Raw genomic sequence first — 25,413 nt, 5'->3', positions numbered from 1 at the left:
GCAATAATCATTCAATTTAAAAACTTAAGCGTGTACCCAGAATATTTTCATTAGCCTTACTTATTTGTAAATTCCTGGCGAAGGAATGTTTAAATTTTTCTTCAATAACATTCTAAAATATTCCCTTTAAAAAACCTAAATTTGTCTTTTCGCGAACAACACAAAACAACATAGAATGATCCTTTTCTTTGGAGACCAAGCCACTAAGGTTTTTGCGGTAGAGACGCATACTAACCTTACGGCGCAAGACATTACTAAATTAAACTGGCTTTTTGGGAATACACAACAAATCAATAAATCTGCTCTGGCAGATTTTTTTGTTGGTCCCCGTGCCGCAATGATCACTCCCTGGAGTACCAACGCGGTAGAGATCACCCAGAATATGGGTATAAATGGTATTATAAGGATTGAAGAATTCTTAAGAATAGATAGGAATTTCCACGATTTTGATCCCATGCTATCTCAGAAATACGAAGGTTTAGATCAGGATATTTTTGATATTCATATCAATCCTGAACCTATCATTGAAATTGATGATATTGAAGCCTATAACCGCCAGGAAGGTTTAGCGCTTAACATTGAAGAGGTTTCTTATTTACAGGGCTTAGCCGATAAATTAGGTCGAAAACTTACAGATTCTGAAGTTTTTGGTTTCTCCCAGGTAAATTCTGAACATTGCCGCCACAAAATTTTCAATGGTACTTTTGTAATTGATGGAGAGGAAAAACCAAGTTCCTTGTTTAAAATGATCAGAAAAACTTCTGAAGAGAATCCTAACGAAATTGTTTCTGCCTATAAAGATAATGTTGCTTTTATAAATGGGCCGCGAGTGCAGCAATTTGCACCAAAACGTCCCGATGTTCCCGAATTTTATGAAAATAAAGATTTTGATTCGGTTATTTCCATAAAAGCCGAAACTCATAATTTTCCAACTACAGTAGAGCCTTTTAATGGCGCGGCAACCGGAAGCGGTGGCGAAATTCGTGACAGACTTGCGGGAGGAAAAGGTTCTTTACCATTAGCCGGAACTGCAGTTTATATGACTTCCTATTCCAGGCTCGAAAAAGATCGAAAATGGGAAAACGGGATGAAAGAACGGGATTGGTTATACCAAACCCCGATGGATATTTTGATAAAAGCATCTAACGGAGCTTCAGATTTTGGAAATAAATTCGGGCAACCTTTAATTTCAGGTTCGGTGCTTACGTTTGAACATTCTGAACATGAAAGAAGTTTAGGTTACGATAAAGTAATTATGCTTGCCGGCGGAATTGGATACGGAAAAGCCAGCCAGGCACAAAAAGATATTCCGAAGAAAGGTGATAAAATTGTAATTCTTGGTGGTGAAAATTACAGAATAGGAATGGGCGGTGCTGCAGTTTCATCGGCAGATACCGGGGAATTAGGAACAGGGATAGAATTAAATGCCATTCAACGGGCCAATCCCGAAATGCAAAAACGTGCCTGCAATGCGGTACGGGGAATGGTAGAAAGTGAAGAAAACCCTATAGTTTCCATTCACGATCACGGCGCCGGCGGACATTTAAATTGCTTAAGTGAACTTGTTGAAGAAACCGGTGGAAAAATAGATTTAGATAAATTACCGGTTGGCGACCCAACTCTTTCAGCTAAAGAAATTATAGGAAACGAATCCCAGGAACGAATGGGATTGGTTATTGGCGGTGAAAATTATGAAATCCTTCGCAGGGTTTCAGAACGTGAGCGCTCTCCTATTTACCAGGTTGGTGATGTAACAGGCGATCATAGATTTACTTTTGAAGGTTCAAAATCGGGTAAAAAACCTATGGACCTTGAACTTTCAGATATGTTTGGTAGTTCACCAAAAACCATAATGACCGATAAATCGGTAAAACGTATTTATGCCGATTTAGAATATTCTTCAGAAGAAATAAAAAATTATTTAACCCAGGTTCTTCAATTAGAAGCAGTGGCCTGCAAAGACTGGTTAACCAACAAAGTAGACCGCTGTGTAACCGGGCGCGTTGCAAAACAGCAAACCGCCGGGCCACTGCAGCTTCCGCTAAATAACTGCGGGGTAATGGCGTTGGATTATAATGGGAAAGAAGGTGTGGCCACTTCTATTGGTCACTCTCCTGTTTCGGCTTTGGTAGATCCGGTTGCGGGTTCTAGAAACTCTATTGGCGAAGCACTCTCAAATATTATTTGGGCTCCGTTGGAAAAAGGTTTAAAATCGGTTTCGCTTTCTGCAAACTGGATGTGGCCCTGTAATAATGAAGGGGAAGATGCCAGGCTTTATGAAGCGGTGCGTGCGGTTTCAGATTTCGCGATTTCGCTGGGAATAAATGTTCCTACCGGAAAAGATTCGCTTTCCATGAAGCAACGTTATAAAGATAGTGAGGTACTTTCTCCTGGAACGGTAATAATTTCGGCTGCCGGGCATTGTGAAGATATCACGAAAGTAGTGGAGCCGGTTCTGCAACCCAAACATCTTGGTGGCGGTGATATTTATTATATCAATTTATCACAGGATAATTTTAAACTTGGCGGATCCTCATTTGCGCAAATTTTGAATAAAGTTGGGACCGAAGTTCCAACTATTAAAGACCATATAAAATTCGCTGATGCTTTTTATAATATTCAGGGATTAATTAAGCAGAATTTAATCCTGGCTGGGCACGACGTGGCTTCAGGCGGGCTAATTACCACGCTTTTGGAAATGTGTTTTGCCGATAATAATCTTGGTGCCGATATAGACCTTACCGCGTTAAATGAAAAAGACAGCGTAAGATTGTTGTTTAATGAAAACTGCGGAATTGTTTTCCAGGCAAAAGATAAAATTGCTGAAAAAGTACTTACCGATAATAATGTTGAATTCTTTAAAATTGGAAAAGTAACTGAAGGAAACGAATTAAAAATTAAAAACGGAGCAGAAAATCTAAGTTTCAGTATTCCCGAAATGCGGGATGTTTGGTATAAAACTTCCTTCCTTTTAGACCAGAAACAAAGCGGTATAGATAAAGCTACCGAACGGTTTAACAATTATAAGAATCAGCCACTGGAATTTAAATTCCCTTATGGTTTCACCGGTCAGCTACCATTCCAATCTGATTTAATGGAAAAACCGGGGCAACCCATTAAAGCGGCGATTATCCGTGAAAAAGGTTCCAATTCTGAACGTGAAATGGCCCGCGCAATGCACTTAGCAGGATTCGAGGTAAAAGATGTGCATATGACCGATTTAATTTCGGGCAGGGAAACGCTTGAAGATATTAAGTTTATCGCAGCTGTGGGTGGATTCTCAAATTCAGATGTTTTGGGAAGTGCTAAAGGTTGGGCAGGAGCTTTCTTATATAACGAAAAAGCTAAAAACGCGCTCGATAATTTCTTTAAAAGAGAAGACACTTTATCGCTTGGTGTTTGCAACGGTTGCCAGCTTTTTATAGAGTTAGGATTAATAAATCCAGACCACGAAAAGAAACCGAAAATGCTTCATAATGCCTCGCATAAATTTGAATGTAATTTTACATCAGTAGAGATTATGGAAAACAAGTCAGTTATGCTTTCCACACTTTCCGGAAGTAACCTGGGAATTTGGGCTGCTCACGGCGAGGGGAAATTCAGCTTTCCATATAAAAAGGAGCATTATAATATTGTAGGGGAATACGGCTATGATAAATATCCGGCCAATCCTAATGGTTCTAACCACAATACCGCAATACTTACAGACAATACCGGAAGGCATTTGGTGATGATGCCACATTTAGAACGTTCTACCTTTCCCTGGAACTGGGCTTATTACCCAAAAGACAGGAAAGATGACAAAGTAAGCCCCTGGTTGGAAGCTTTTGTAAATGCCAGAAAATGGTTGGAGAAAAAATAAATTTTCTTTAAAATTATTAAAAACGCCCGATGATATTTTTATTATCGGGCGTTTTTTATTTTAATGCAATGATTATCAATTTAATAAATGGTAATTTTAAAGTAAACATCCTATAAACTTAATCCTGTATTCAATAATAATTTTATATTCTTATTAATATATCTATGTATATTTTAATATTTCAATTTGAAATAGGCTACAAATTTGCTATTTTGCAAAGTATATAATAATGCTACACCCTAATGGATAAACCAACAAGACTTTTTGACTTTCCTTATTTTCAACTGGAAAAACACGCTTTAGATAAGGCTTTAGTCACTAAATATAACGGAGAATGGAAAGCAATTTCCACCCAGGAATATATTGATCAGGCCAATGCGATAAGCCGTGGATTATTGCGACTGGGTATAAAGCCCAATGATAAAATCGCTATAATTTCTACTAGTAACCGTACTGAATGGAATGTAATGGATATTGGGGTATTGCAAACCGGTGCGCAAACCGTACCTATTTATCCCACAATTTCTGAAGATGATTATCAATATGTTTTAGATCACAGTGAAGCGGTTTTTTGCTTTGTTTCAGACAAAGAAGTGCTGGGTAAATTGAATTCCATTAAACACGATACCAAACTTAAAGAGGTTTATACTTTTGATGAAATAGAAGGTTCAAAAAACTGGACTGAAGTTTTAGAACTTGGAGATGATAAAAGCAACCAGGAGGAAGTTGAACAATTAAAGAAAGCTGTTAAGCCAGACGATCTTGCTACTTTAATATATACTTCTGGAACTACCGGAAGACCAAAAGGTGTTATGCTTTCTCACAACAATCTTGTGAGTAATGTAATTGACAGCTCTAAGCGTGTTCCCTTTCAAAGAGGAACGTATGTTGCGCTTAGCTTTTTACCAGTTTGTCACGTTTTTGAAAGAATGATTCTTTATTTATATCAATATTATTCGGTTTCCATTCATTTTGCTGAATCTATAGATAAAATTAGCGATAACCTTAAAGAAGTAAAACCACACGTAATTACTGCTGTACCAAGACTTTTAGAGAAAGTTTACGATAAAATTATTGCCAAAGGTTCTACCGTAGGTGGCGTTAAGCAGAAATTATTTTTCTGGGCCGTAGAACTCGGTTTGGAATACGAACCATATGGGGCAAATGGCTGGTGGTATGAAACCCGACTTAAACTTGCCAGAAAACTTATCTTCTCTAAATGGAAAGAAGGTTTAGGCGGAAATATTGAGTTGATTGTTTCAGGTTCGGCAGCGCTTCAACCTCGTTTGGCGCGTGTTTTTGCTGCAGCCGATATTCCTGTTATGGAAGGCTACGGATTAACTGAAACTTCCCCGGTAATTGCAGTAAACGATCAAAGAGATAAAGGTTTCAGAATTGGAACGGTAGGCAGACCTATAGATAACGTAACGGTGAAGATTGCTGAAGACGGTGAAATTCTAGCAAAAGGACCAAATGTAATGCTTGGTTATTATAAGGAACCAGAAAAGACTAAAGAAGTTTTAAACGGCGATCAATTTTTCCATACCGGTGATATTGGAGAACTGGATAAAGATGGTTTCCTTAAAATTACTGATCGTAAAAAGGAAATGTTTAAAACTTCTGGTGGGAAATATGTAGCTCCACAAATCCTTGAAAATACAATGAAACAATCTCGTTTTATCGAGCAAATCATGGTAATTGGTGACGGCGAAAAAATGCCGGCGGCACTTATTCAGCCAAATTTCGAGTTTGTAAAGGAATGGGCCAGACGTAAAAATATTGATATCGGAGATGGCTCTGAAAAGGCTATTGCTGAAAACACCCAGGTTAAAGAACGAATTCAGGAAGAAGTTGATTTTTATAATGAGAAGTTCGGGAAATGGGAACGTGTAAAAGTTGTTGAACTCACCCCAGAAGTTTGGGGAATTGAAGAAGGCCACCTCACTCCTACTATGAAATTAAAACGTAGGAATATTAAAGATCGCTATAAGAAATTATACGAAAAGATTTACAGACCTTTATAATTACATATTTTTCACAACTTAAGTTAAAACCCTTTCTTACAAAGGGTTTTTTTATGCATTTCTCATAAACTTACTCAAATGATAGAATGTCCTGATTATTTATTCGCTTTTACTATGCGTGCATAATATATTTTTCTTAACTTTGAGAATCAACATTCAAAAATGAAGGAAAAGACAATAGATTATGTTTTACGTGCCACCTGGATGGCGGTTTCTAAAATGTATAATGAAGAGGCCGGGAAAGCCGGAAGTACAATGTCTACCGGGTTTGCGCTTTTAAGCATAGATCCCGAAAACGGAACCCCTTCAACCTCGCTTGGTCCTAAAATGGGAATGGAAGCCACCAGCCTCTCCAGAATCCTGAAAACTATGGAAGATAAAGGATTAATTCTGCGGAAAAAAAATCCAAAAGATGGTCGCAGCGTCCTTATCTATTTAACCGATTTTGGACAGGAAATGAGGGAATATTCCAAAAAAGTGGTTCTGCGCTTTGATGAAGCCGTGAAAGAAAATGTTTCAGAAGTAGACCTAAAAACCTTTATAGAAGTAGCTAATACAATTTTAAGCCTTATTTCTGAAAAGAAAATTTATAAAGAAGAAATTAAAATAGAATAAAAAAATACTATCTCAAAATCGAAACGTCATTACGAACGAAGTGAAGTAATCTCTGAGTCGTTAATCCAAAATTTCCAGATTGCTTCGTCCCTCGCAATATCGAATTTTTATCAATTTATGAGATACAGTTAGTAATAATCGAAAACCTTATAGTAAAAACCAGATAAAAATTATGAAGAGAAGAATTAATAAAGTAGCGGTAATCGGCTCCGGAATTATGGGAAGCGGGATTGCCTGCCACTTCGCCAACATTGGCGTAGAAGTTCTCTTGCTGGATATCGTCCCGCGGGAACTCAACGAGAAAGAAAAGAAAAAAGGGCTTACTTTAGAAGATAAACAAGTAAGGGACCGCCTGGTAAACGAATCTTTACAGTCGGCTTTAAAATCGAAGCCCTCTCCTATTTACCATAAAGATTTTGCCAATCGTATAGAAACCGGAAATATGGAAGACGATATTTCTAAAGTTTCTGAAGTAGATTGGATTATCGAGGTAGTTGTAGAACGGCTGGATATCAAACAACAGGTTTTTGAAAACCTTGAAAAATACCGTAAAAAGGGTACGCTAATTACTTCCAACACTTCGGGGATTCCTATTCAGCAAATGAACGAAGGAAGAAGTGAAGATTTTCAGCAACATTTCTGCGGAACCCACTTTTTTAACCCACCGCGTTACCTAAAATTATTTGAAATTATCCCGGGACCTGATACTAAACCAGAAGTTCTCGAATTCCTCAACGAATACGGAGAAAAATTCCTCGGAAAGAAATCGGTAGTAGCAAAAGACACGCCAGCATTTATTGGTAACCGAATTGGGATCTTCAGTATTATGAGTCTTTTCCATATGGTAAAAGATATGGATATGACTATTGAGGAAGTTGACAAGCTTACCGGCCCTGTAATTGGTCGCCAGAAATCAGCAACATTCCGTACGGTAGATGTTGTTGGTTTAGATACGCTGGTTCACGTGGCCAACGGCCTTCATAAAGGTGTACCGGACGATGAATCACATGATCTTTTTGCGCTTCCAGATTTTATCCAAACAATGGTGGATAATGAATGGTATGGTAGCAAAAGCGGACAGGGTTTTTACAAGAAAATTAAAAATGATGACGGTTCCAGCACCATAAAATCTTTGGATCTGGAAACTTTAGAATATCGTGACCAGAAAAAGGCTTCTTTCGCAACTTTAGAAGAAACCAAGAGCATAGATAATGTAGCCGATCGTTTTGAAGTTTTAATCAACGGAAAAGACAAAGCCGGTGAATTCTATCGCAAGAACTTTTCAGCACTTTTCGCTTATGTTTCCAATAGAATTCCAGAAATCTCAGATGAACTTTATAAAATTGATGATGGTGTAAAAGCTGGATTTGGTTGGGAACACGGACCGTTTCAAATTTGGGATGCCATAGGCGTTAAGAAAGGTATTGAAATGATGAAAGCCGAAGGCAAAGAACCTGCGGCCTGGGTAAATGAAATGCTGGAAAACGGCAAAGACTCTTTTTACACCGTAAAAGAAGGTAATACCTATTATTACAATATTGAAAAGAAAGATTACAAGAAAATTCCTGGACAGGATGCATTTATCATTTTAGATAACATTCGCGAAGCAAAAGAAGTTTTCAGCAATAGCGGAGTTGTAGTTGAAGATCTTGGCGATGGAATTCTTAATGTTGAATTCCGAAGCAAAATGAACGCCATTGGCGGCGATGTGTTAGACGGAATCAACAAAGCCATAGACATGGCCGAAAAAGATTACCAGGGATTAGTGGTTGCCAACAACGGGAAGAACTTCTCTGTAGGCGCCAACATCGGGATGATCTTTATGATGGCTGTAGAACAGGAATATGAAGAGCTAAATATGGCAATTAAATATTTCCAGGATACAATGATGCGTATGCGTTACTCCTCTATTCCAACTGTTGCTGCACCACACTCGATGACGCTTGGCGGCGGATGTGAACTATCACTTCACGCTGATATGGTTGTAGCAGCAGCCGAAACATATATTGGTTTAGTTGAATTTGGCGTTGGGGTAATTCCCGGCGGTGGAGGTTCTAAAGAAATGACCGTTCGTGCCGCTGATACTTATGAAAAAAACGATGTTGAATTGAACCGTTTGAGAGAACACTTCCTGACTATTGGAATGGCAAAAGTTTCAACCTCAGCCCACGAAGCTTTCGATTTGAATATTCTTCAGAAAGGAAAAGATATCGTAGTAGTGAACCAGGAACGACAATTAACTATTGCAAAGAAACACGCGTTGTTAATGGCTGAAAATGGTTACACAAAACCAATTCACCGTACCGATATAAAAGTTCTTGGGAAACAAGCTTTAGGTGCTTTCTTAGTCGGCACAGACCAAATGAACGCTGGAAAATACATTAGCGACCACGATAAGAAAATCGCCAATAAACTGGCTTATGTTATGGCCGGAGGAGACCTTTCAGAACCACAAATGGTAAGCGAACAATACCTGTTAGATTTAGAAAGAGAAGCATTCCTTTCCCTAACCGGAGAACGCAAAACCTTAGAACGCCTTCAGCATATGTTGAAGAAAGGGAAACCTTTGAGAAACTAGTAGTGAGTATTTAGTATAGAGTAGTGAGTAACCATAAAGATCAGAGATATGCACAATTTAAATGATTTAAAAATTTGGAATAAAGCAATGGATTTCTCTGAAAAAACTTACCTACTCTCTGCTAATTTTCCTACTGAAGAAAAATTTGGTTTAACGAGTCAAATAAGAAGAAGCGCGGTTTCGGTTCCTTCAAATATTGCTGAAGGAGCGGGTAGAAATACTAAAGGAGAATTTAAAAATTTCTTAGGTATAGCCAGCGGTTCTTCTTATGAACACTATACGCAATTGATTCTTTCTTATAGACTGAATTTAATTGAAGAAGAAAAAGTTAAACCGGTTTTATCTGAAGTTATTGAGGTTCAAAAATGAATTATGCATTAATGAAATCGTTAGCGGTTTGAGTTTGCTCAATACTCAATACTAACATCTAAATACTAAAAAATGAACAAGACAGCATACATAGTAAAAGCATACAGAACAGCCGTGGGGAAAGCGCCTCGCGGAGTGTTCAGGTTTAAGCGCCCGGATGATCTGGCGGCTGAGACCATAGAATATATGATGAAGCAATTACCCGATTTTGATAAAACCAGGATCGATGATGTAATTGTAGGAAACGCAATGCCCGAAGCCGAACAAGGCTTAAACGTGGGACGTTTAATCTCTTTAATGGGCCTAAAAACCGAAAAAGTTCCCGGAATGACGGTTAACCGTTATTGTGCTTCAGGACTGGAAACCATCGCGATTGCTTCGGCTAAAATCCAAAGCGGAATGGCTGACTGTATTATCGCCGGTGGCGCCGAAAGTATGAGCTACATCCCAATGGGCGGTTACAAACCGGTTCCCAATTATAAAACTGCCAAGGAAGGTAACGAAGATTATTACTGGGGAATGGGACTTACTGCAGAAGCAGTAGCCGAAAAATACAAGGTTTCCCGGGAGGACCAGGATGAATTTGCCTTTAATTCTCATCAAAAAGCATTAAAAGCACAGGAGGAAGATCGTTTTCAAGATCAGATTGTGCCGATAGATATTGAAGAAACTTTTGTAGGAAAAGACGGTAAAAAACATACTAAAACCTATACGGTAAACAAAGATGAAGGTCCGCGTGCCGATACTTCTAAAGAAGTTTTAGGAAAACTAAGACCTGTTTTTGCCGAAGGCGGAAGTGTTACCGCAGGTAATTCGTCTCAAATGAGTGACGGGGCTGCTTTTGTAATGGTGATGAGTGAAGAAATGGTCAAAGAATTTAATCTTGAACCAATCGCCAGAATGGTTAGTTATGCACCCGTTGGTGTAGATCCAAGAATTATGGGAATCGGGCCGGTTCACGCCATTCCAAAAGCTTTAAAACAAGCCGGATTAAAACAAGACGATATGCAGCTTATTGAATTGAATGAAGCTTTTGCTTCACAATCTCTAGCGGTAATAAGGGAGCTGGGATTAAATCCTGAAACCCTTAATCCGAATGGAGGCGCAATTTCTATGGGTCACCCTCTGGGTTGTACAGGAGCAAAACTTTCGGTGCAAATCTTTGATGAAATGCGCAAACGCAACCTTAAAGACAAATATGCTATGGTAACCATGTGCGTAGGAACTGGACAGGGAGCAGCAGGAGTTTATGAGTTCCTTAGTTAGATTCAAGAATCAAGAGACAAGACTGTAGAAAAAAGAAAGAAAAGTTGCAGCGGCAGTTAAGATTCCGGAATTACGGAAAATGATATCAGGATTTATAGATGGATTAGAAAAGTCTTGAATCTTGTTTCCTGACTCTTATCTTAATAAAAAAGAAAAAATAAACCAACATTATAAATAATGGAAAATTCAATTAAAGAAGATAAACTTCTCCGCGGTGGGCAATTCCTCGTGAAGGAAACCAAGGCGGAAGATGTATTTACTCCGGAAGATTTTACGGAGGAGCAAAAAATGATGCGCGATTCGGTTAAGGAATTTGTAGATCGTGAAATCTGGCCGAAAAAAGAAGAATTTGAAAAGAAAAATTACGCCCTTACTGAAGAGGTAATGGGCAAAGCCGGGGAATTGGGATTCCTTGGAGTTGCTGTGCCGGAGGAATACGACGGACTTGGAATGGGCTTTGTTTCAACAATGCTGGTTTGTGATTATATTTCGGGAGCAACCGGATCTATCGCAACCGCTTTTGGTGCACACACCGGAATTGGAACTTTACCAATTCTACTTTATGGTAATGAAGAACAACGCAAAAAATATATTCCAAAGTTAGCTACGGGAGAGTGGTTTGGGGCCTATTGCCTTACCGAACCGGGAGCAGGAAGTGACGCGAATTCTGGTAAAACCAAAGCTGAACTTACGGATGACGGAAAAAACTACAAGATTAACGGACAAAAAATGTGGATCTCCAATGCGGGATTTGCAAGTGTTTTTATCGTTTTTGCAAGAATCCAGGACGATAAAAACATCACTGGATTTATCGTAGAATATGATAAAGAAAATCCTAATGGCATTACTTTTGGCGAAGAAGAGAAGAAACTGGGAATCCACGCCTCCTCTACTCGTCAGGTTTTCTTTAACGATACCGTAGTTTCTGCTGAAAATATGCTTTCAGAAAGAGGAAACGGATTTAAAATCGCGATGAACGCCTTAAACGTAGGCCGAATTAAACTTGCCGCAGCTTCTTTGGAAGCACAGCGAAGAGTGACCGATGTCGCAGTAAAATATGCTAATGACAGGGTTCAGTTTAAAACCCCAATTGCAAAGTTTGGTGCTATAAAATCTAAACTTGCTGAAATGGCTACTTCAGCCTGGGTTGGAGAAGCTGCAAGCTACCGCGCTGCTAAAAATATTGAAGACCGAATTAATCTTCGATTAGAAGCCGGTGCTTCGCATTCAGATGCTGAATTAAAGACTTTTGAAGAATACGCCATAGAATGTTCTATTCTAAAAGTTGCGTGTTCTGAAGATGTTCAAAATTGCAGTGATGAAGGTATCCAGGTTTTAGGCGGTATGGGCTTCTCAGCAGATACACCAATGGAATCTGCCTGGAGAGATGCCAGAATTGCCAGAATTTACGAAGGTACCAACGAGATTAACCGAATGCTGGCTGTTGGAATGCTGATTAAAAAGGCGATGAAAGGTCACGTAGATCTTTTAGGTCCTGCGCAGGCTGTAGGCGAAGAACTTACCGGAATCCCTTCAATGGACAAGCCAGATTTCAACGAATTATTCGCTGAAGAAAAGGATATGATCAAGAAACTGAAAAAAGTATTCTTAATGGTAGCCGGAAGGGCAGTTCAAAAATTTGGTCAGGATCTGGAAGAGCACCAGCAATTACTAATGGCCGCTTCAGATATTCTTATTGAAGCTTATATGGCTGAATCTGGTATTTTAAGAGCCGAAAAGAATGTAAAACGTTTTGGTGAAGATTCGCAAAAAGAGCAAATCGCTATGGCCAGGTTATATTTATACCATGCGGTAGACATCGTAAACCAAAAAGCTAAAGAAGGAATCGCTTCTTTTGCTGAAGGTGACGAGCAACGTATGATGCTTATGGGACTTAAGCGTTTTACTAAATATGACAGGATGCCCAATGTGGTAGAATTAAGAAACACTATTGCTGAAAAACTTACTTCAGAAAATAAATATTGTTTCTAATAATTTCTATTAAATCTATTGTAAAAAGGCCGTCAAATTTAGACGGTCTTTTTTTATTCCTTAATTTTAAAATTATTCCAACAAAAAACCTCAGATAATTTCAAGAATTAGGTATGATAAATCGTATTAGATTGCTATTGTTAAGTTCTTTCTGTGTCTTTTTGATCCAGTCTTCAGTCTTTGCCTACCAACAAGATTCAACAAGCACTGAAGATGAACTTCCTTCCGAAGAAAAAATAGCAGATCCTACTGATTCTAATTATTTACCTAATAGTTTAAAAGATTATAATGAAGCTTATTATTCATTAACAAGGTTAAATAATCCACTTGGTTTTCCACCCAATAAATTCAATTTACAAACTCCGCAAGCTACATTGGAGCATTTTATAATTAGCTGCAGGAACAAAAAATTTAAAGATGCAGCCTATGCTCTAAACCTTAATTTAATGCCTAATACTATAAGTGAGAAAGAGGCAATAGATCTAGCTCAGAAGCTCTATTTTGTGATGGATCAACGGGTAGCAATAGATTGGCACGGTTTACCCGACCGGCCCGATGGGCAGGTAGATATTAGAACCACCACCAATCAAGCGGTAGCAGGAGAGCCTAGAAGAAGTGTGGTTTTTGGTGAAACAAATATAGAAGACCGAGATATAATCTTTAGGCTACAAAGAGTAAAATACCAAGAGTACGGGGCTTTTTGGTTAATTTCAGCAAATACCGTAGAAAATACTGATGAGCTTTATCAGGTTTACGGCCCCACATTTTTAGATCGCCATATGCCCACCTGGTCCCAGGCACAAATTGGAACTGTTCCTTTATGGAAACCGGTTTTAACCATTTTGTTATTAATAGTTTCATACCTATTGGGAAAAGTAGTTATTCTATTAATTAGAAAAATTGCAAAATCATTTAACAAACCAATTATTCTAGCCTTATCTAAGAGATTGGGTGTACCTGCCGCTTTAGCAACCGGAGTTTTATTTTTCTATATCACTCTTAATAATTTAATTTCTTATTCTGGTGCCTTTTCCAGTACAATCTACGCCCTGTTACTCGCCGTTGTTATTGCTTCAATAACCTGGTTTTTTATGCGAATTCTGGATTTTGCAATGCGTTATGTTGCCGAAAATAAAATAGGCGATGTTACTTCAGAAAACAGTCACGAATCTAGGCAACTTTTCACTTATTTATCAGTTGCCAGGAGGATTTTAACCTTTACCGTGGTAATTGTGGGTACTGCAATTATTCTTTCTCAATTTCGATCTTTAGAGAAACTGGGTATTTCTATGCTGGCTTCCGCAGGATTAGCCACCATAATTTTAGGTATTGCGGCACAAAGTACATTAGGAAATATTATTGCAGGAATTCAAATAGCGCTCACCAAACCAGCAAGAATTGGGGACACTGTGATTATAAATGATCGTTGGGGTTATGTTGAAGATATTAGGTTTACTTATATGATTGTGAGAACCTGGGACCTTAGACGCTTAATTGTTCCTCTAAAAACAGTGATTTCTGATACCTTTGAAAATCTTTCTATTACAAGTCCGCATTCCATAAATGAAATTGAATTTTTTGTAGATTACCGTGTAGATGTAGATAAACTCAGAACGAAATTTAAAGAATTAGTTGAGAACTCTGAAGAATGGGACGAAGAACATCCACCAATGCTGCAGGTCACCGAAATGACCGAAAAATCACTGAAGCTTAGAGCTATTTGCAGTGCCAGTACTGCCACCATTGCCTGGGAACTTCACTGTAAGTTAAGAGAAGAAATGGTAGCCTATATTAAAGAACTGGAAGAAGGCATATATTTTAGTCGGTCTCGAGTAGAATTAAAGGAACCTCATTTTAATGCCGAAAATCTAAAAAAGTCAGATAAATAAAAACGTATGAGTTTAGACCCTTTAATGTTTAGATATATTCTTGCCGGTGTAATTAGTCTCCTTGTATGCTTTTTAATAGCATTTTATATTCTGAAGAAAATAGGCAGAGATCCCCGAAACATACTACCGGTAAATTTTGCACAAAGGGTTTGGGTTCCATTATTAATTTTTCTGACTGCTTTAATTCTAAAAATTGCCCTTTTAAGTAAAATTTTTAGATATGAATATACTTACGACCTTCTTCAGCCTATAAGTACTCTGGGAATAATTTTAAGCGCTACCTGGTTAATTATTCTCACGCTAAAAATCCTTAAAAACCGAATGTTGAAGCGCTATGATGTAAACACTTCTGATAATCTAAAAGCCAGGAAAATTTATACCCAATTTAATATTCTGGAAAATATTATCATTTTCATCATTGTAATTCTGGCTATAGGAATTGCCTTAATGAGCTTTGAAAGCATACGTTCAGTCGGGGTTAGTGTTTTAACTTCAGCAGGAATTGCAGGGATAATTATAGGTTTTTCGGCACAAAAGGCCATTGGAACTTTACTTGCGGGTATTCAAATTGCTTTCACGCAACCTATTAGATTGCAGGATGCTGTAATTGTTGAAGGCGAATGGGGTTGGATTGAAGAAATCACCCTTACTTATGTGGTGATAAAAATTTGGGACAAGAGAAGACTGGTCGTACCCTCTACCTATTTTATAGAAACACCCTTTCAAAACTGGACTAAAAACTCAGCCGATTTATTAGGTACGGTGTTTTTATATACAGATTACACTGTTCCTGTTGAAAAAATTAGAGAAGAACTGGATAGATTGCTTGAAACTACTCCGCTTTGGGATCAACAGGTTAAAGTAGTTCAGGTTACTGATGCTACCGACAGATCTATGGAAATTAGGATCTTGATAAGTGCCAAAGATTCTCCAACGGCTTTTGATTTACGCGTATTTATTAGGGAGAAACTCATAGATTTCTTAAAAGAAAATTATCCAGAGAGTCTCCCTAAAAGTCGCGTGCAAATCAATAAAGAAGATGATACGCAAGCGCAGAATTAAAATTCACTAAGCCAGGTTTCTTCAGAAGTTGTTCCCAAACTAAAATTAGCAGCGGTTTCTATTAGCGCTAAATGCGAATAAGCCTGGGGAAAATTACCCAGCAACCTTTTGGTTTCAAAATCTATATCTTCACTAAACAAGCCTAAGTGATTACTGTAAGAAAGTAACTGATCAAACATTTGTTTGGCTTTCTTCTTCTCCCCTATTTTGAAAAGACTATCAATTAACCAAAAAGTACATATCGTAAAAGAAGAAGTTGGTTCTCCAAAATCATCCTTATTCTTATAACGGTACATTAACCCGTCTTTACATAATTCCCTTTCAGTGGCGTGTACCGTACTTACAAAGCGAGGATCTTTAGCTTCAATAAATCCATATTGTTCCATTAATAAGGTAGAAGCATCTAAATCTTTAGAACCATAATATTGGGTATAAGCTTGCACTTCTTCATTCCAGCCGTTATTGTAAATATCGTTATAAATTTCGGCTCGTAGAGATTTCCAATGCGTATCATTAATACCCATTCTCAAAACTTCACCAATTTTTATCGCTCTGTCTATCGCCACCCAGCAAAGTAGTTTTGAAAACACAAAATGCCGGTCTTCGGTGCGTAATTCCCAAATTCCTTTATCTGGTTTTTGCCAGTTTTCTTCTACAATTTTTACAATTCCGCGCACCACGGTCCAGAGTTCTTCAGAATTTTCTAAAGAAGTTTCAAACTGGTTAAACTGCTGATAGATCACCTCCATCAAAATTCCGTAGATATCGTTCTGCTTCTGAATATAGGCGGCGTTTCCGGTTCTTACAGGATGGGAGTCTTTATAACCAGATAAATGATCTAAAATATGCTCGGTAAGCTCTTTTTCACCATTAATTCCGTACATAATCTGGATCTTTTCATCTTTATCAGGGATAATATCAATAATAAATTGAAGAAAATCTTTAGCCGATTTTATATGACCAAGGCCTGCCATTACTTTAATTACCATAGAAGCGTCACGAATCCAGCAAAAGCGATAATCCCAGTTTCGTTCTTCGCCTATAGTTTCTGGCAAAGAAGTGGTGGCCGCGGCTAAAACCGCACCAGATTTTTTGTAGCTAAGGCATTTTAAAACCAAAGCGCTACGCATTATTTCATTTTCGTAATGGGTGTAACGGGTAGTTCTCGCGCTCCAGTTCATCCAATAAGTCTTGGTGCGCTGAAATTTTAAATAAGATCTATCTAAAGACTGAGTAATAAGCTTTTCGTGATAACCGAGTAAGAAATATGCGTTTCCGGTTAGTTCAATTTCTTCACCCTCTAAAACATCATTTAGGTCCAAACTGGAGTATAGAAAAAGGGAATCGTATTTTCCTTCTTTGGTAAAACTTTTAATATAATTTCCTTTAAATTCATTGTAGGTCTTTTCACGGGCAAAATCCAAACGAGGATCATATTTCACCTTAAATTTAGGCTTTCCGCTAATTAATCTTATAAACCTTATTATATCTGGCGGGGCGTAAAAAGAACCGTCCTCACGGGGATAACGCGGCATAAAATCTATAACCTGAAAAGAATTCTCACCATCGGTAAATTCGGTATTTAAAATATTGGTTTCCCAAAGGTATTCCTGGGTAATTTTATAAGAATCGTCTACTATAATTTCAAAGCTTCCACCCTTTTTCTCATCAAGTAGTTTTGCAAAAACCGCGGCCGAAGCAAAATTTGGCAAACAACACCATTCTAACGAACCTGTTTTTGATATTAACGCAGCACTCTTACAATTCCCTATAATTCCGTAATCTAAATTCTCCATATACTCTTAAAATTCTTTAAAAAGACTTGTCGTGTAAAATGATTTTCGGAAATTTAATAAAAATCAATTTCGCAACAACAGCATTCACATATAATTATGAGTAAGACAATAATAATTTCCAACCGTTTACCATTACAAATTAACTTAGAAAATAATAACCTTGAAGTTACGCCAAGTGTAGGAGGACTCGCAACCGGCTTAAAATCATTCCATAAGGATGGTGATAGTATCTGGATAGGTTGGAGTGGACTTACCAAAGAAGAAATTCCTGAAAATCTTTTAGAAGATGTTAAAGAAAAAGCCCGAAAAGAAGATTGTGTTGCTGTAAATCTCAGCGAAGAAGAAATTGAAGGATTTTATTATGGGTTTAGTAATCGTACCATTTGGCCGCTTTTTCACTATTTTATGGAATATACCGAAGCCGATAAAGATCACTGGGAAATTTATAAAACCGTAAATAAAAAATATGCTGAAGAAGTCCTGACACATTATGAAGACGGTGACCAGATTTGGGTGCACGATTATCAGTTGCTTTTAGTGCCAAATATGATTAGGGAACAACAACCTGAAGCTATTATTGGCTTTTTTAATCATATTCCATTTCCTTCTTACGAAGTTTTTAGAACCCTGCCCTGGCGAGATGAAGTTTTAAAAGGAGTTTTGGGTGCCGATTTAATTGGTTTCCACACCTATGATTATGAAAGACATTTTTTAAGTTCTGTAAGTCGTATTTTACGTCACCAGGTAAGTTTTAATGAAATTACCCTTCCCGAGAGAATTGTAAAAGTAGATTCTTTCCCAATGGGAATAGATTATAACAAATTTGAAGACGCTGCTTTAAACCATTTTAAAAATACCGAAGAACAACGCACCGAGTTACAGCGCAGGCTGGACCATCATACCAGCGAAACACCGGAAGCTAAACTTATTTTAAGTATAGACCGCCTGGATTATACGAAAGGGATTGCCAATAGAATTCGCGCTTTTGAATATTTTCTTGATAACCATCCCGAATTTATTGAAAAAGTAAGATTGGTGATGCTTGCGGTTCCTTCAAGGTCTAACGTACCACAATATCAACGCTTAAAGAGGGAAATTGATGAATTGGTAGGAAGAATTAACGGAAAATTCTCTACGGTGAGCTGGACCCCTATCTGGTATTTTTACCGCTCCATGCCTTTTGAAAATTTAATTGACCTTTATGCCAGTTGCGATATTGCTTTGTTAACGCCAATTAGGGACGGGATGAACCTGGTTGCTAAAGAATTTGTAGCCACCAGGATAAATCAAACCGGTGTGCTTATTTTAAGTGAAATGGCCGGTGCCGCACACGAGATGAACGAGGCGTTAATTATTAATCCTAATAATTTTGAGCAGATTTCCGAAACTTTAATCCAAGCAATTGAAATGCCTGAAGAAGAACAAAAGCAGCGCAATAAAATACTTCAAAAGCGACTGAAACGCTATAGTGTTGAAAAATGGGCTAACGATTTTATGAAAGCGTTGAGCGATACGAGTCAGGATAGGGATGCGTTTAAAGCAAGAAGAATTTCTTCTAAAGTTTCAGATGAAATTATCGAGAAATTTAAAAGTGCCAAGAACAGAATCTTATTCCTGGACTACGATGGTACGCTGGTAAACTTTACCGATAAGCCCGAAAAAGCAAAACCAGACCAGGAATTAATAGAGTTGGTTCATCAATTAAACCAGTCTCAGAATACCGACGTGGTATTAATTAGCGGTAGAGATAAAGACACGCTTGGTTCGTGGTGGCAGGAAATTCCCGTAGAACTAATTTCTGAACACGGCGTTTGGATGCGCCAGAAAAACAGCGAATGGGAACTTTCCGAAAATGTGAATAACGACTGGATGAGTGCGGTGCGACCGGTTATTGAAACTTTTGTAGACAGAACTCCCGGTACATTTATAGAAGATAAAAACTACTCCCTGGCCTGGCATTACAGAAAAGCAGATCCCGAACTTGGTGAAATCAGGGCCAACGAGCTTTCGAACGTTTTAAAAGAATTAATTTCCAACCGTGGGCTTAGTGTTTTAGAAGGGAATAAAGTGCTGGAAATTAAAAGTAGTGGGGTAAATAAAGGAAAAGCTTCAAATAAAAAACTGGTGGGCAAAGATTACGACTTCATATTTGCCATTGGAGACGATTGGACAGATGAATATATGTTTGAAGAACTCCCGGAAGATTCCTTTACGGTGAAAGTTGGGATGAAAAAAACCAGCGCCCGTTATTATGTAGAAGACACTTTAAAGGTGAGGGAGATTCTCAAAAAATTTGCTGAAAATTCATAAGAATTTAAACTGTTAAATTCCTTGACATTTTCAAAGAAAGTTTATGCATAACTTAACTTCAAAAATATGGTGACTGAGTGATTATGATCTAATTTTACATTAAACAAAAAATACGAACCAAAACTTAAAAACTTAGATCGATGAAATCAGGAAAAATGTTATTAGGATTAATATCAGGAGCAGCTGCAGGAGCGGCCTTAGGATTATTATTTGCCCCTAAAAAAGGTGCAGATACAAGGAAGGCGATTTCAGATTCAAGCAACGAAGCTATACAAGGAACTAAAGGAAAATTCAACGAATTCTCTGACTCTTTAAGCCATAAAGTTGATGCCTTGAAGAACAAAACCAAAGCCAGCCTTTCTAACTCGAAAGCTGATCAAAAAGCACACGAAGCAAAAGCTGAAATTCATAATATGAAAGCAAGCTAGATTGTAGTTAATTAGAATGTGATTTAAGATCCCGGCATTATTTGTCGGGATTTTTTTGTTTTATAATATTACCACGCTGTATTTAATTGTGATTTCACCCAAACATTAGGTATTTTAGAAGCTTAAAAAATTATTATATGATTAAAAATATACCAACACTTGCCCTACTCCTGTTTGCAGGACTGATTTTTCAACAAACCAATGCGCAAACCGATGAGCGTATTTATGAAATAATTGACAGCGTTTCTGCCGATAGGATTGAAGCCGATATTAGAAAACTTGCCGGTTTTGGAACAAGGAATACTTTTAGTGATACGGTTTCTGATACCCGCGGAATTGGCGCCGCCCGTAGATGGATAAAATCTGAATTCGATAACATTTCCAACAATTGTGATAATTGTCTTGATGTGTTTTACCAAAAAGACTTTGTTACAACAGAAGATGGTGAGCGTATTCCGCACGATGCCTGGGTGGTAAATGTGGTTGCTGTTCAAAAAGGAACAAAATATCCAAATCGCTACATTATTATGAGCGGCGATATAGATTCTCGCGCCAGCAATACTATGGATTTTGAAACCGATGCTCCCGGAGCTAACGATAATGCCAGTGGAATGGCCGGGGCCATAGAAGCCGCCAGGGTTTTATCACAATATGAATTTGAAAGCAGCGTGGTGTATGTTGGTCTTTCTGGCGAAGAACAAGGCTTGTTTGGGGGAAAAGGCCTTGCTGAGTATGCCAAAGAAAATGATTGGGAGATCATTGGTGTTTTAAATAATGATATGATTGGAAATATTAAAGGTGTAGACGGTGTTATTGATAACCGAACTTTTAGAATATTTTCTGAACCCGTTCCTCCAAATGAGTCTGAAAGAGAAAGAACAATGCGTAGATTTTACGGCGGTGAAGTAGACGGAATTTCCCGTCAGCTTGCTCGCTATGTGCATAAAACTACCGAAACCTATATGCCTGAAATGAACCCGATGATGATTTATCGCTTAGATAGATTTGGTCGTGGTGGTCACCACCGCCCTTTCAACGATCTTGGCTTCGCCGGAATCAGGATTATGGAAGCGCACGAAAATTATAATCGCCAGCACCAGGATATTAGAACCGAAAACGGTATTGAATATGGTGATGTGGTGGAAGAAGTGAATTTCGATTATGCCAAAAAACTTACTGCGGTTAACGCGATAAATATGGCTAACCTTGCCTGGGCTCCACCGGCACCTGAGAATGTTGAAATTGGAGGAATTGTAGAACCTTCAGCAAAATTAAAATGGGATAAAGTTGAAGGTGATATCGCCGGCTATAAAATTTACTGGAGAGAAACTACTGAAGCCCAATGGCAATATTCCCGTTTTGTAGGTGACGTAAATGAATTCACCCTTGAGGGAATTGTTATAGATAATTTCTTCTTTGGTGTGGCAGCGGTTGGAAAAGACGGTAACGAAAGTGTGGTAGTTTTTCCTTCAGGAGTTTTCAGATAGGAAATTGAAAGAATATTCAATTAAAACTTTATACTTATGAAATATTTTAACCACGTACTGCTGCTAGTTTTCTTTGCATTTTTGTTTTCTTCCTGCGGAAATAAAAATGATAAAAAGGAGTCTAATAAAGAGGAAGCGCAAGTTGAAATTGATACTACAATTGCTCAAAAAACTGAAGCTGAAGAACTTTCTGATTCCCCACGACATCACGAATGGGTTACTTTATCTCATGGTGATAGGGAATTTCAGGCTTTTGTAGTCTACCCTGAAACAGATGAAGCCACAAAATCTGTAATTGTAATTCACGAAAACCGTGGTTTAAATGACTGGGCAAGGTTGTTTGCCGATAAACTTGCTGAAGCCGGTTATTTGGTAATAGCTCCAGACCTGATTTCAAATACGCAAGAAGGCAAACGCCGTACCACCGACTTTGAAAATCCTGATGCTGCCAGGGATGCCATTTATGCTTTAGACCCGGAACAGGTCACTGCCGATCTTGATGCAGCGTTTAAATATATTAAAGAAGATTCGGCGTCAACGGGAGAAGTTGCTGTTGCTGGTTTCTGCTGGGGTGGCTCGCAAACATTTAGGTATGCTACCAACAACCAAGATATCTCTTCCGCACACGTTTTCTACGGAACCGGTCCTGAAGATGAAGAAGCAATTGCGAATATTTCGGCTCCGGTTTATGGCTATTACGGCGGCGATGATAATAGAGTGAATTCTACCATTGAAGCCAGCGAAAAAATGATGGAAAAGTCCGGAAAAACCTATAAATATGAAATCTACGAAGACGCCGGTCACGCTTTTATGCGAAGTGGACACCAAACCGATGCCGAAAAAGCAAATAAAGAAGCACACGATAAAGCCTGGAACCGACTCAAAGATCTTTTGAAATAAAATTTATTAAATATTCTTTTTAAAAAGGCATTCCATTGGGATGCCTTTTTTGATTATGACCTAATTAACAATAGTTTGGGCTAACCTTAGTATTATTAAAGAAGGAGATTATTTAACTTTAAGAATCTAACCAAAGAACTAGAATTATGGCAGAAATTAAAATTGAAAAGAAAAAACCTATTTGGCCCTGGATTCTCCTTGGTCTAATAATCCTTGCAGTAATAGTATATTTTGTAATCGCCGATAACGGTGACGACGATGATGATTTTAATGAAGATGAAAACACCGAACAGGTTGCAACACCTATGGAAACCGAGGAAGAAGAAGATACTGAAACTGCACGGTGGGAAGATGATAACCTTTCCGGAGATGAAAGTGTCTCTAAATACCTTACCCATATTGGTGACCGCGAAAAAATGGGAATTGACCATGAATATAGTAGTGAGGCCTTAATCTATCTCATCAATGCTCTTGAAAACAGATCAGAAGAAGCTAATATAGATACTGAAATTGAAATTCAGGAGTTAAAAGATGATGTTAGAGATATTAAAGAAGATCCACAGGAGCTTACTCACGCTAATACAATTAATGATGTTGGTGGTAAGATAGTGGACCTGATGGAAAAAATGCAGGAAGAAAAATTCCCAGACATATCACGGGATGTTCAAGAAGTAAGAACCGCATTAGAAAGTATTGAGCCATCAATTCCTACCCTTGATCAAAAGGACGCAGTTAATTCTTTTTATAAAGAAGCCGGCGATGTAGTACAGAATATGAAAATGAGCTAATTAAAAAATTAAAGAGATTATGGCAAGTAATAATAATAACAACAGAAATAAAGATAAACATTTGTTCTATCTAAATGAACTTTCAGATTATAAAGTTTCAAGTGATGATCCAGATGTCCGCGGCTGGAAAGTAAAAGATGTAGACCAGAGGATTATAGGAAAAGTAGACAATCTTCTTGTAAATAAAAATACAGAACGTGTTGTTTACCTTGATGTAGAAGTAGACAAAAGTATACTTGAAGCAAATCATGATCCTTACAGATCTTCTGCAAGTGAAGGCGTACATGAATTTGTGAATAAAGATGGAGAAGAACATCTTATAATTCCTATCGGCCTTGTAAAATTAAATGAGGATGATAAATTTATCTATACAGATAAAGTGAACCATAGAACTTTTGCGGAAACCAAAAGAAAGAGGAAAGCTGCTAATATAGACAGGGAATATGAAGAAGTTGTTTTAGCATCTTATAACAGGGGCGCTATTTCTTCAGAAGATAAACCCAGGGATGATCGCAGTCAAGCAGAATTTAACGATGATACCGCTACAAAAATCCGGGAAGATCGGGAAACTGAACTTCGCGATTCAGATGTTTCACATAACGATCCCACGCATAAAAAAACTGGTGAAAGGGGTGAAATTAAAGATGATTTTAACCCCAAAAACACTCAAAAGACAAGTTTCAAGAGTAATAAAGAAAAAGGTTCCAGTCAAAGCACTTCCCAATCTCAGACGGATGCTGCCTCAGGCAGAAGAGATCATAAGGACGATGAAGACTTCTACAACAAGAAGGAATTTGATGATAAAAATTTTAGAAAGAGGAAGTAGACTATCTCGGAACAGTGAAATTTCGATTCTCGAGTAAATTAGCACAGGGGAAACTTTTCAGTTTCCCTTTTTCTTTTAGGCGCTTGAATGTTCTTCCAGCAGAAGTTATTAAAAATCTTTAGTCAGAAAAAAGTAAGCGTAGAACTTTTTTTGCTTATGACCTAATTAACAATTGTTTGGGGTAATCTTAATAAATTAAGGATGGATTATTATTTACCTTTAAATAGTATAACCAATCAAACAATATTATGGCAGAAATTAAAGTTGAAAAGAAAAAACCGGTTTGGCCGTGGATTCTTTTAATCGCTATTATCATCCTGGGAATATTATTCTATGTATTCGCTTATGATGATACTAATGACGATGTAGACGACATTGAAGATACAAATGAGATTGAAGAATTGAATGATACTTCAAGCATCTATTTTAAGGAAAATAACAAAATGAGTTTTATTCCAAATAAAGAATTGATTGCGTAACCAAAAGACTATGAATGATGAGTAAAGATATTAAGAGTAAGAATTTATATTATTTAAGTGAATTAAAAGACTATAAAATTGCAGGCGGTTATCCCGATATTCGGGGCTGGGTTGTAAGAGATGCCGATAAACGCGTAGTTGGTAAAGTTGATAATTTACTGATTAATAAAAACCTGGATCGCGTAGTTTATGTAGATGTGGAAGTAGACCAGACGATTATAGATTCGCGCCACGATCCCTACGGAAAACCTGCAGATCCTGAAATCAAGGAGTTTGTAAACAAGGACGGCCAGAACCACGTAATTGTACCCATTGGCCTGGTAGAGCTCGAAGAAGATGAAAAATATATTTATACTTCCAGGATAACCCACCAGACTTTTGCTGAAACGAAACGAATTGAACGCGGTGCTAATCCAGATCGTCATTATGAAAAAACCGTGTTAAGCTCCTATAACCGTCCGTCTTCAGCTGAAACGGAAGAAGAGCACCTACAACGTCGAAAGGAAGAGGAATATGCTGATAAACCAATTTCCGACCAACGGGAAGGAAGAATTGTAGACGAGGAAGATCATCATAAAGATCATCGTAACAAAGATCAATACTCTGATGATGAATTTTATGACCGTGAAGAATTTGACGGTGCCAATTTTAGAAGAAGAAATTAGAAAATTTAAAAAGTAAAAGAAAGGCTGTTTTAAAAGTTTCTAATCGTCATCCTAAACTTGTTTCAAGATCCCTAAGT

18 protein-coding genes are annotated in these 25,413 nt (G+C 37.8%); 17 read left to right on the top strand and 1 reads right to left on the bottom strand.

Annotated features, from left to right (window positions below; all coding sequences use genetic code 11):
* Nucleotides 1–175: 175 nt before the first annotated feature.
* The 9 genes from purL (at nucleotide 176) to B5X53_RS13095 (ending at nucleotide 15,657) form a co-directional block, all read left to right on the top strand.
* Nucleotides 176–3,862, top strand: coding sequence for a phosphoribosylformylglycinamidine synthase (gene purL / locus B5X53_RS13135; protein WP_079713679.1), 3,687 nt, complete (start codon nucleotides 176–178; stop codon nucleotides 3,860–3,862).
* Nucleotides 3,863–4,104: 242 nt separating this feature from the next.
* Nucleotides 4,105–5,886, top strand: coding sequence for an AMP-dependent synthetase/ligase (locus B5X53_RS13130; RefSeq protein WP_079713678.1), 1,782 nt, complete (start codon nucleotides 4,105–4,107; stop codon nucleotides 5,884–5,886).
* A 162-nt stretch (nucleotides 5,887–6,048) separates the two neighbouring features.
* Nucleotides 6,049–6,501: a MarR family winged helix-turn-helix transcriptional regulator gene (locus B5X53_RS13125; protein ID WP_079713677.1), complete on the top strand. Its 453-nt coding sequence runs from the start codon at nucleotides 6,049–6,051 to the stop codon at nucleotides 6,499–6,501.
* Between the two features lie 172 nt (nucleotides 6,502–6,673).
* On the top strand, nucleotides 6,674–9,079 hold the full coding sequence (locus B5X53_RS13120; protein ID WP_079713676.1) for a 3-hydroxyacyl-CoA dehydrogenase/enoyl-CoA hydratase family protein: 2,406 nt from the start codon (nucleotides 6,674–6,676) through the stop codon (nucleotides 9,077–9,079).
* Between the two features lie 48 nt (nucleotides 9,080–9,127).
* Nucleotides 9,128–9,448 (top strand): four helix bundle protein, encoded by a 321-nt coding sequence (locus B5X53_RS13115; RefSeq protein ID WP_079713675.1) that lies wholly within the window; start codon nucleotides 9,128–9,130, stop codon nucleotides 9,446–9,448.
* A gap of 72 nt (nucleotides 9,449–9,520) precedes the next feature.
* The gene (locus B5X53_RS13110) at nucleotides 9,521–10,714 is read left to right on the top strand and encodes an acetyl-CoA C-acyltransferase (protein ID WP_079713674.1); all 1,194 of its coding nucleotides are present in this window, start codon (nucleotides 9,521–9,523) and stop codon (nucleotides 10,712–10,714) included.
* 177 nt (nucleotides 10,715–10,891) lie between these two features.
* Entirely contained in the window at nucleotides 10,892–12,706 is a 1,815-nt protein-coding gene (locus B5X53_RS13105; RefSeq protein ID WP_079713673.1) for an acyl-CoA dehydrogenase family protein, read from the top strand.
* A 113-nt stretch (nucleotides 12,707–12,819) separates the two neighbouring features.
* Nucleotides 12,820–14,595, top strand: coding sequence for a mechanosensitive ion channel family protein (locus tag B5X53_RS13100; protein ID WP_079713672.1), 1,776 nt, complete (start codon nucleotides 12,820–12,822; stop codon nucleotides 14,593–14,595).
* Nucleotides 14,596–14,601: 6 nt separating this feature from the next.
* Nucleotides 14,602–15,657, top strand: coding sequence for a mechanosensitive ion channel family protein (locus B5X53_RS13095; RefSeq protein WP_079713671.1), 1,056 nt, complete (start codon nucleotides 14,602–14,604; stop codon nucleotides 15,655–15,657).
* Here the strand turns inward: B5X53_RS13095 and B5X53_RS13090 are convergent.
* Complete coding sequence (locus B5X53_RS13090) at nucleotides 15,654–17,453, bottom strand: glycoside hydrolase family 15 protein (protein ID WP_079713670.1); 1,800 nt, start codon at nucleotides 17,451–17,453, stop codon at nucleotides 15,654–15,656. The genes B5X53_RS13095 and B5X53_RS13090 overlap by 4 nt on opposite strands.
* Nucleotides 17,454–17,549: 96 nt before the next feature.
* Between B5X53_RS13090 and B5X53_RS13085 the strand changes: the two genes are divergently transcribed.
* The 8 genes from B5X53_RS13085 (at nucleotide 17,550) to B5X53_RS13050 (ending at nucleotide 25,336) form a co-directional block, all read left to right on the top strand.
* Nucleotides 17,550–19,763 carry a bifunctional alpha,alpha-trehalose-phosphate synthase (UDP-forming)/trehalose-phosphatase gene (locus B5X53_RS13085; RefSeq protein ID WP_079713669.1) on the top strand — a complete coding sequence of 738 codons (2,214 nt, stop codon included), beginning with the start codon at nucleotides 17,550–17,552 and terminating at the stop codon, nucleotides 19,761–19,763.
* Nucleotides 19,764–19,903: 140 nt separating this feature from the next.
* Entirely contained in the window at nucleotides 19,904–20,191 is a 288-nt protein-coding gene (locus tag B5X53_RS13080) for a YtxH domain-containing protein (RefSeq protein WP_075327262.1), read from the top strand.
* A gap of 137 nt (nucleotides 20,192–20,328) precedes the next feature.
* Nucleotides 20,329–21,678 carry a M28 family metallopeptidase gene (locus tag B5X53_RS13075; protein ID WP_079713668.1) on the top strand — a complete coding sequence of 450 codons (1,350 nt, stop codon included), beginning with the start codon at nucleotides 20,329–20,331 and terminating at the stop codon, nucleotides 21,676–21,678.
* Between the two features lie 36 nt (nucleotides 21,679–21,714).
* Nucleotides 21,715–22,578 (top strand): dienelactone hydrolase family protein, encoded by an 864-nt coding sequence (locus B5X53_RS13070; protein ID WP_079713667.1) that lies wholly within the window; start codon nucleotides 21,715–21,717, stop codon nucleotides 22,576–22,578.
* A gap of 146 nt (nucleotides 22,579–22,724) precedes the next feature.
* Nucleotides 22,725–23,366, top strand: a complete 642-nt coding sequence (locus B5X53_RS13065) for a hypothetical protein (protein WP_079713666.1) — start codon at nucleotides 22,725–22,727, stop codon at nucleotides 23,364–23,366.
* A 19-nt stretch (nucleotides 23,367–23,385) separates the two neighbouring features.
* Nucleotides 23,386–24,192, top strand: a complete 807-nt coding sequence (locus tag B5X53_RS18915) for a PRC-barrel domain-containing protein (protein WP_101023020.1) — start codon at nucleotides 23,386–23,388, stop codon at nucleotides 24,190–24,192.
* A gap of 248 nt (nucleotides 24,193–24,440) precedes the next feature.
* Nucleotides 24,441–24,671 carry a hypothetical protein gene (locus tag B5X53_RS13055; protein ID WP_079713665.1) on the top strand — a complete coding sequence of 77 codons (231 nt, stop codon included), beginning with the start codon at nucleotides 24,441–24,443 and terminating at the stop codon, nucleotides 24,669–24,671.
* Between the two features lie 14 nt (nucleotides 24,672–24,685).
* On the top strand, nucleotides 24,686–25,336 hold the full coding sequence (locus B5X53_RS13050) for a YlmC/YmxH family sporulation protein (protein ID WP_198550714.1): 651 nt from the start codon (nucleotides 24,686–24,688) through the stop codon (nucleotides 25,334–25,336).
* Nucleotides 25,337–25,413: the final 77 nt, after the last annotated feature.

The organism is Salegentibacter salinarum, assembly GCF_900168115.1.
Lineage (GTDB): Bacteria > Bacteroidota > Bacteroidia > Flavobacteriales > Flavobacteriaceae > Salegentibacter > Salegentibacter salinarum.
The sequence above is the reverse complement of the archived record's forward strand: the minus strand, read 5'-3'. Positions and strand labels throughout refer to the sequence as shown.

Coding starts and splice junctions, on each gene's coding strand:
- B5X53_RS13130 (WP_079713678.1), top strand. CDS start 4,105: ATGGATAAACCAACAAGACTTTTTGACTTTCCTTATTTTCAACTGGAA.
- B5X53_RS13075 (WP_079713668.1), top strand. CDS start 20,329: ATGATTAAAAATATACCAACACTTGCCCTACTCCTGTTTGCAGGACTG.
- B5X53_RS13110 (WP_079713674.1), top strand. CDS start 9,521: ATGAACAAGACAGCATACATAGTAAAAGCATACAGAACAGCCGTGGGG.
- B5X53_RS13085 (WP_079713669.1), top strand. CDS start 17,550: ATGAGTAAGACAATAATAATTTCCAACCGTTTACCATTACAAATTAAC.
- B5X53_RS13090 (WP_079713670.1), bottom strand. CDS start 17,453: ATGGAGAATTTAGATTACGGAATTATAGGGAATTGTAAGAGTGCTGCG.
- B5X53_RS13070 (WP_079713667.1), top strand. CDS start 21,715: ATGAAATATTTTAACCACGTACTGCTGCTAGTTTTCTTTGCATTTTTG.
- B5X53_RS13125 (WP_079713677.1), top strand. CDS start 6,049: ATGAAGGAAAAGACAATAGATTATGTTTTACGTGCCACCTGGATGGCG.
- B5X53_RS13050 (WP_198550714.1), top strand. CDS start 24,686: ATGATGAGTAAAGATATTAAGAGTAAGAATTTATATTATTTAAGTGAA.
- B5X53_RS13115 (WP_079713675.1), top strand. CDS start 9,128: ATGCACAATTTAAATGATTTAAAAATTTGGAATAAAGCAATGGATTTC.
- B5X53_RS13065 (WP_079713666.1), top strand. CDS start 22,725: ATGGCAGAAATTAAAATTGAAAAGAAAAAACCTATTTGGCCCTGGATT.
- B5X53_RS18915 (WP_101023020.1), top strand. CDS start 23,386: ATGGCAAGTAATAATAATAACAACAGAAATAAAGATAAACATTTGTTC.
- B5X53_RS13120 (WP_079713676.1), top strand. CDS start 6,674: ATGAAGAGAAGAATTAATAAAGTAGCGGTAATCGGCTCCGGAATTATG.
- B5X53_RS13095 (WP_079713671.1), top strand. CDS start 14,602: ATGAGTTTAGACCCTTTAATGTTTAGATATATTCTTGCCGGTGTAATT.
- B5X53_RS13100 (WP_079713672.1), top strand. CDS start 12,820: ATGATAAATCGTATTAGATTGCTATTGTTAAGTTCTTTCTGTGTCTTT.
- B5X53_RS13105 (WP_079713673.1), top strand. CDS start 10,892: ATGGAAAATTCAATTAAAGAAGATAAACTTCTCCGCGGTGGGCAATTC.
- purL (WP_079713679.1), top strand. CDS start 176: ATGATCCTTTTCTTTGGAGACCAAGCCACTAAGGTTTTTGCGGTAGAG.
- B5X53_RS13080 (WP_075327262.1), top strand. CDS start 19,904: ATGAAATCAGGAAAAATGTTATTAGGATTAATATCAGGAGCAGCTGCA.
- B5X53_RS13055 (WP_079713665.1), top strand. CDS start 24,441: ATGGCAGAAATTAAAGTTGAAAAGAAAAAACCGGTTTGGCCGTGGATT.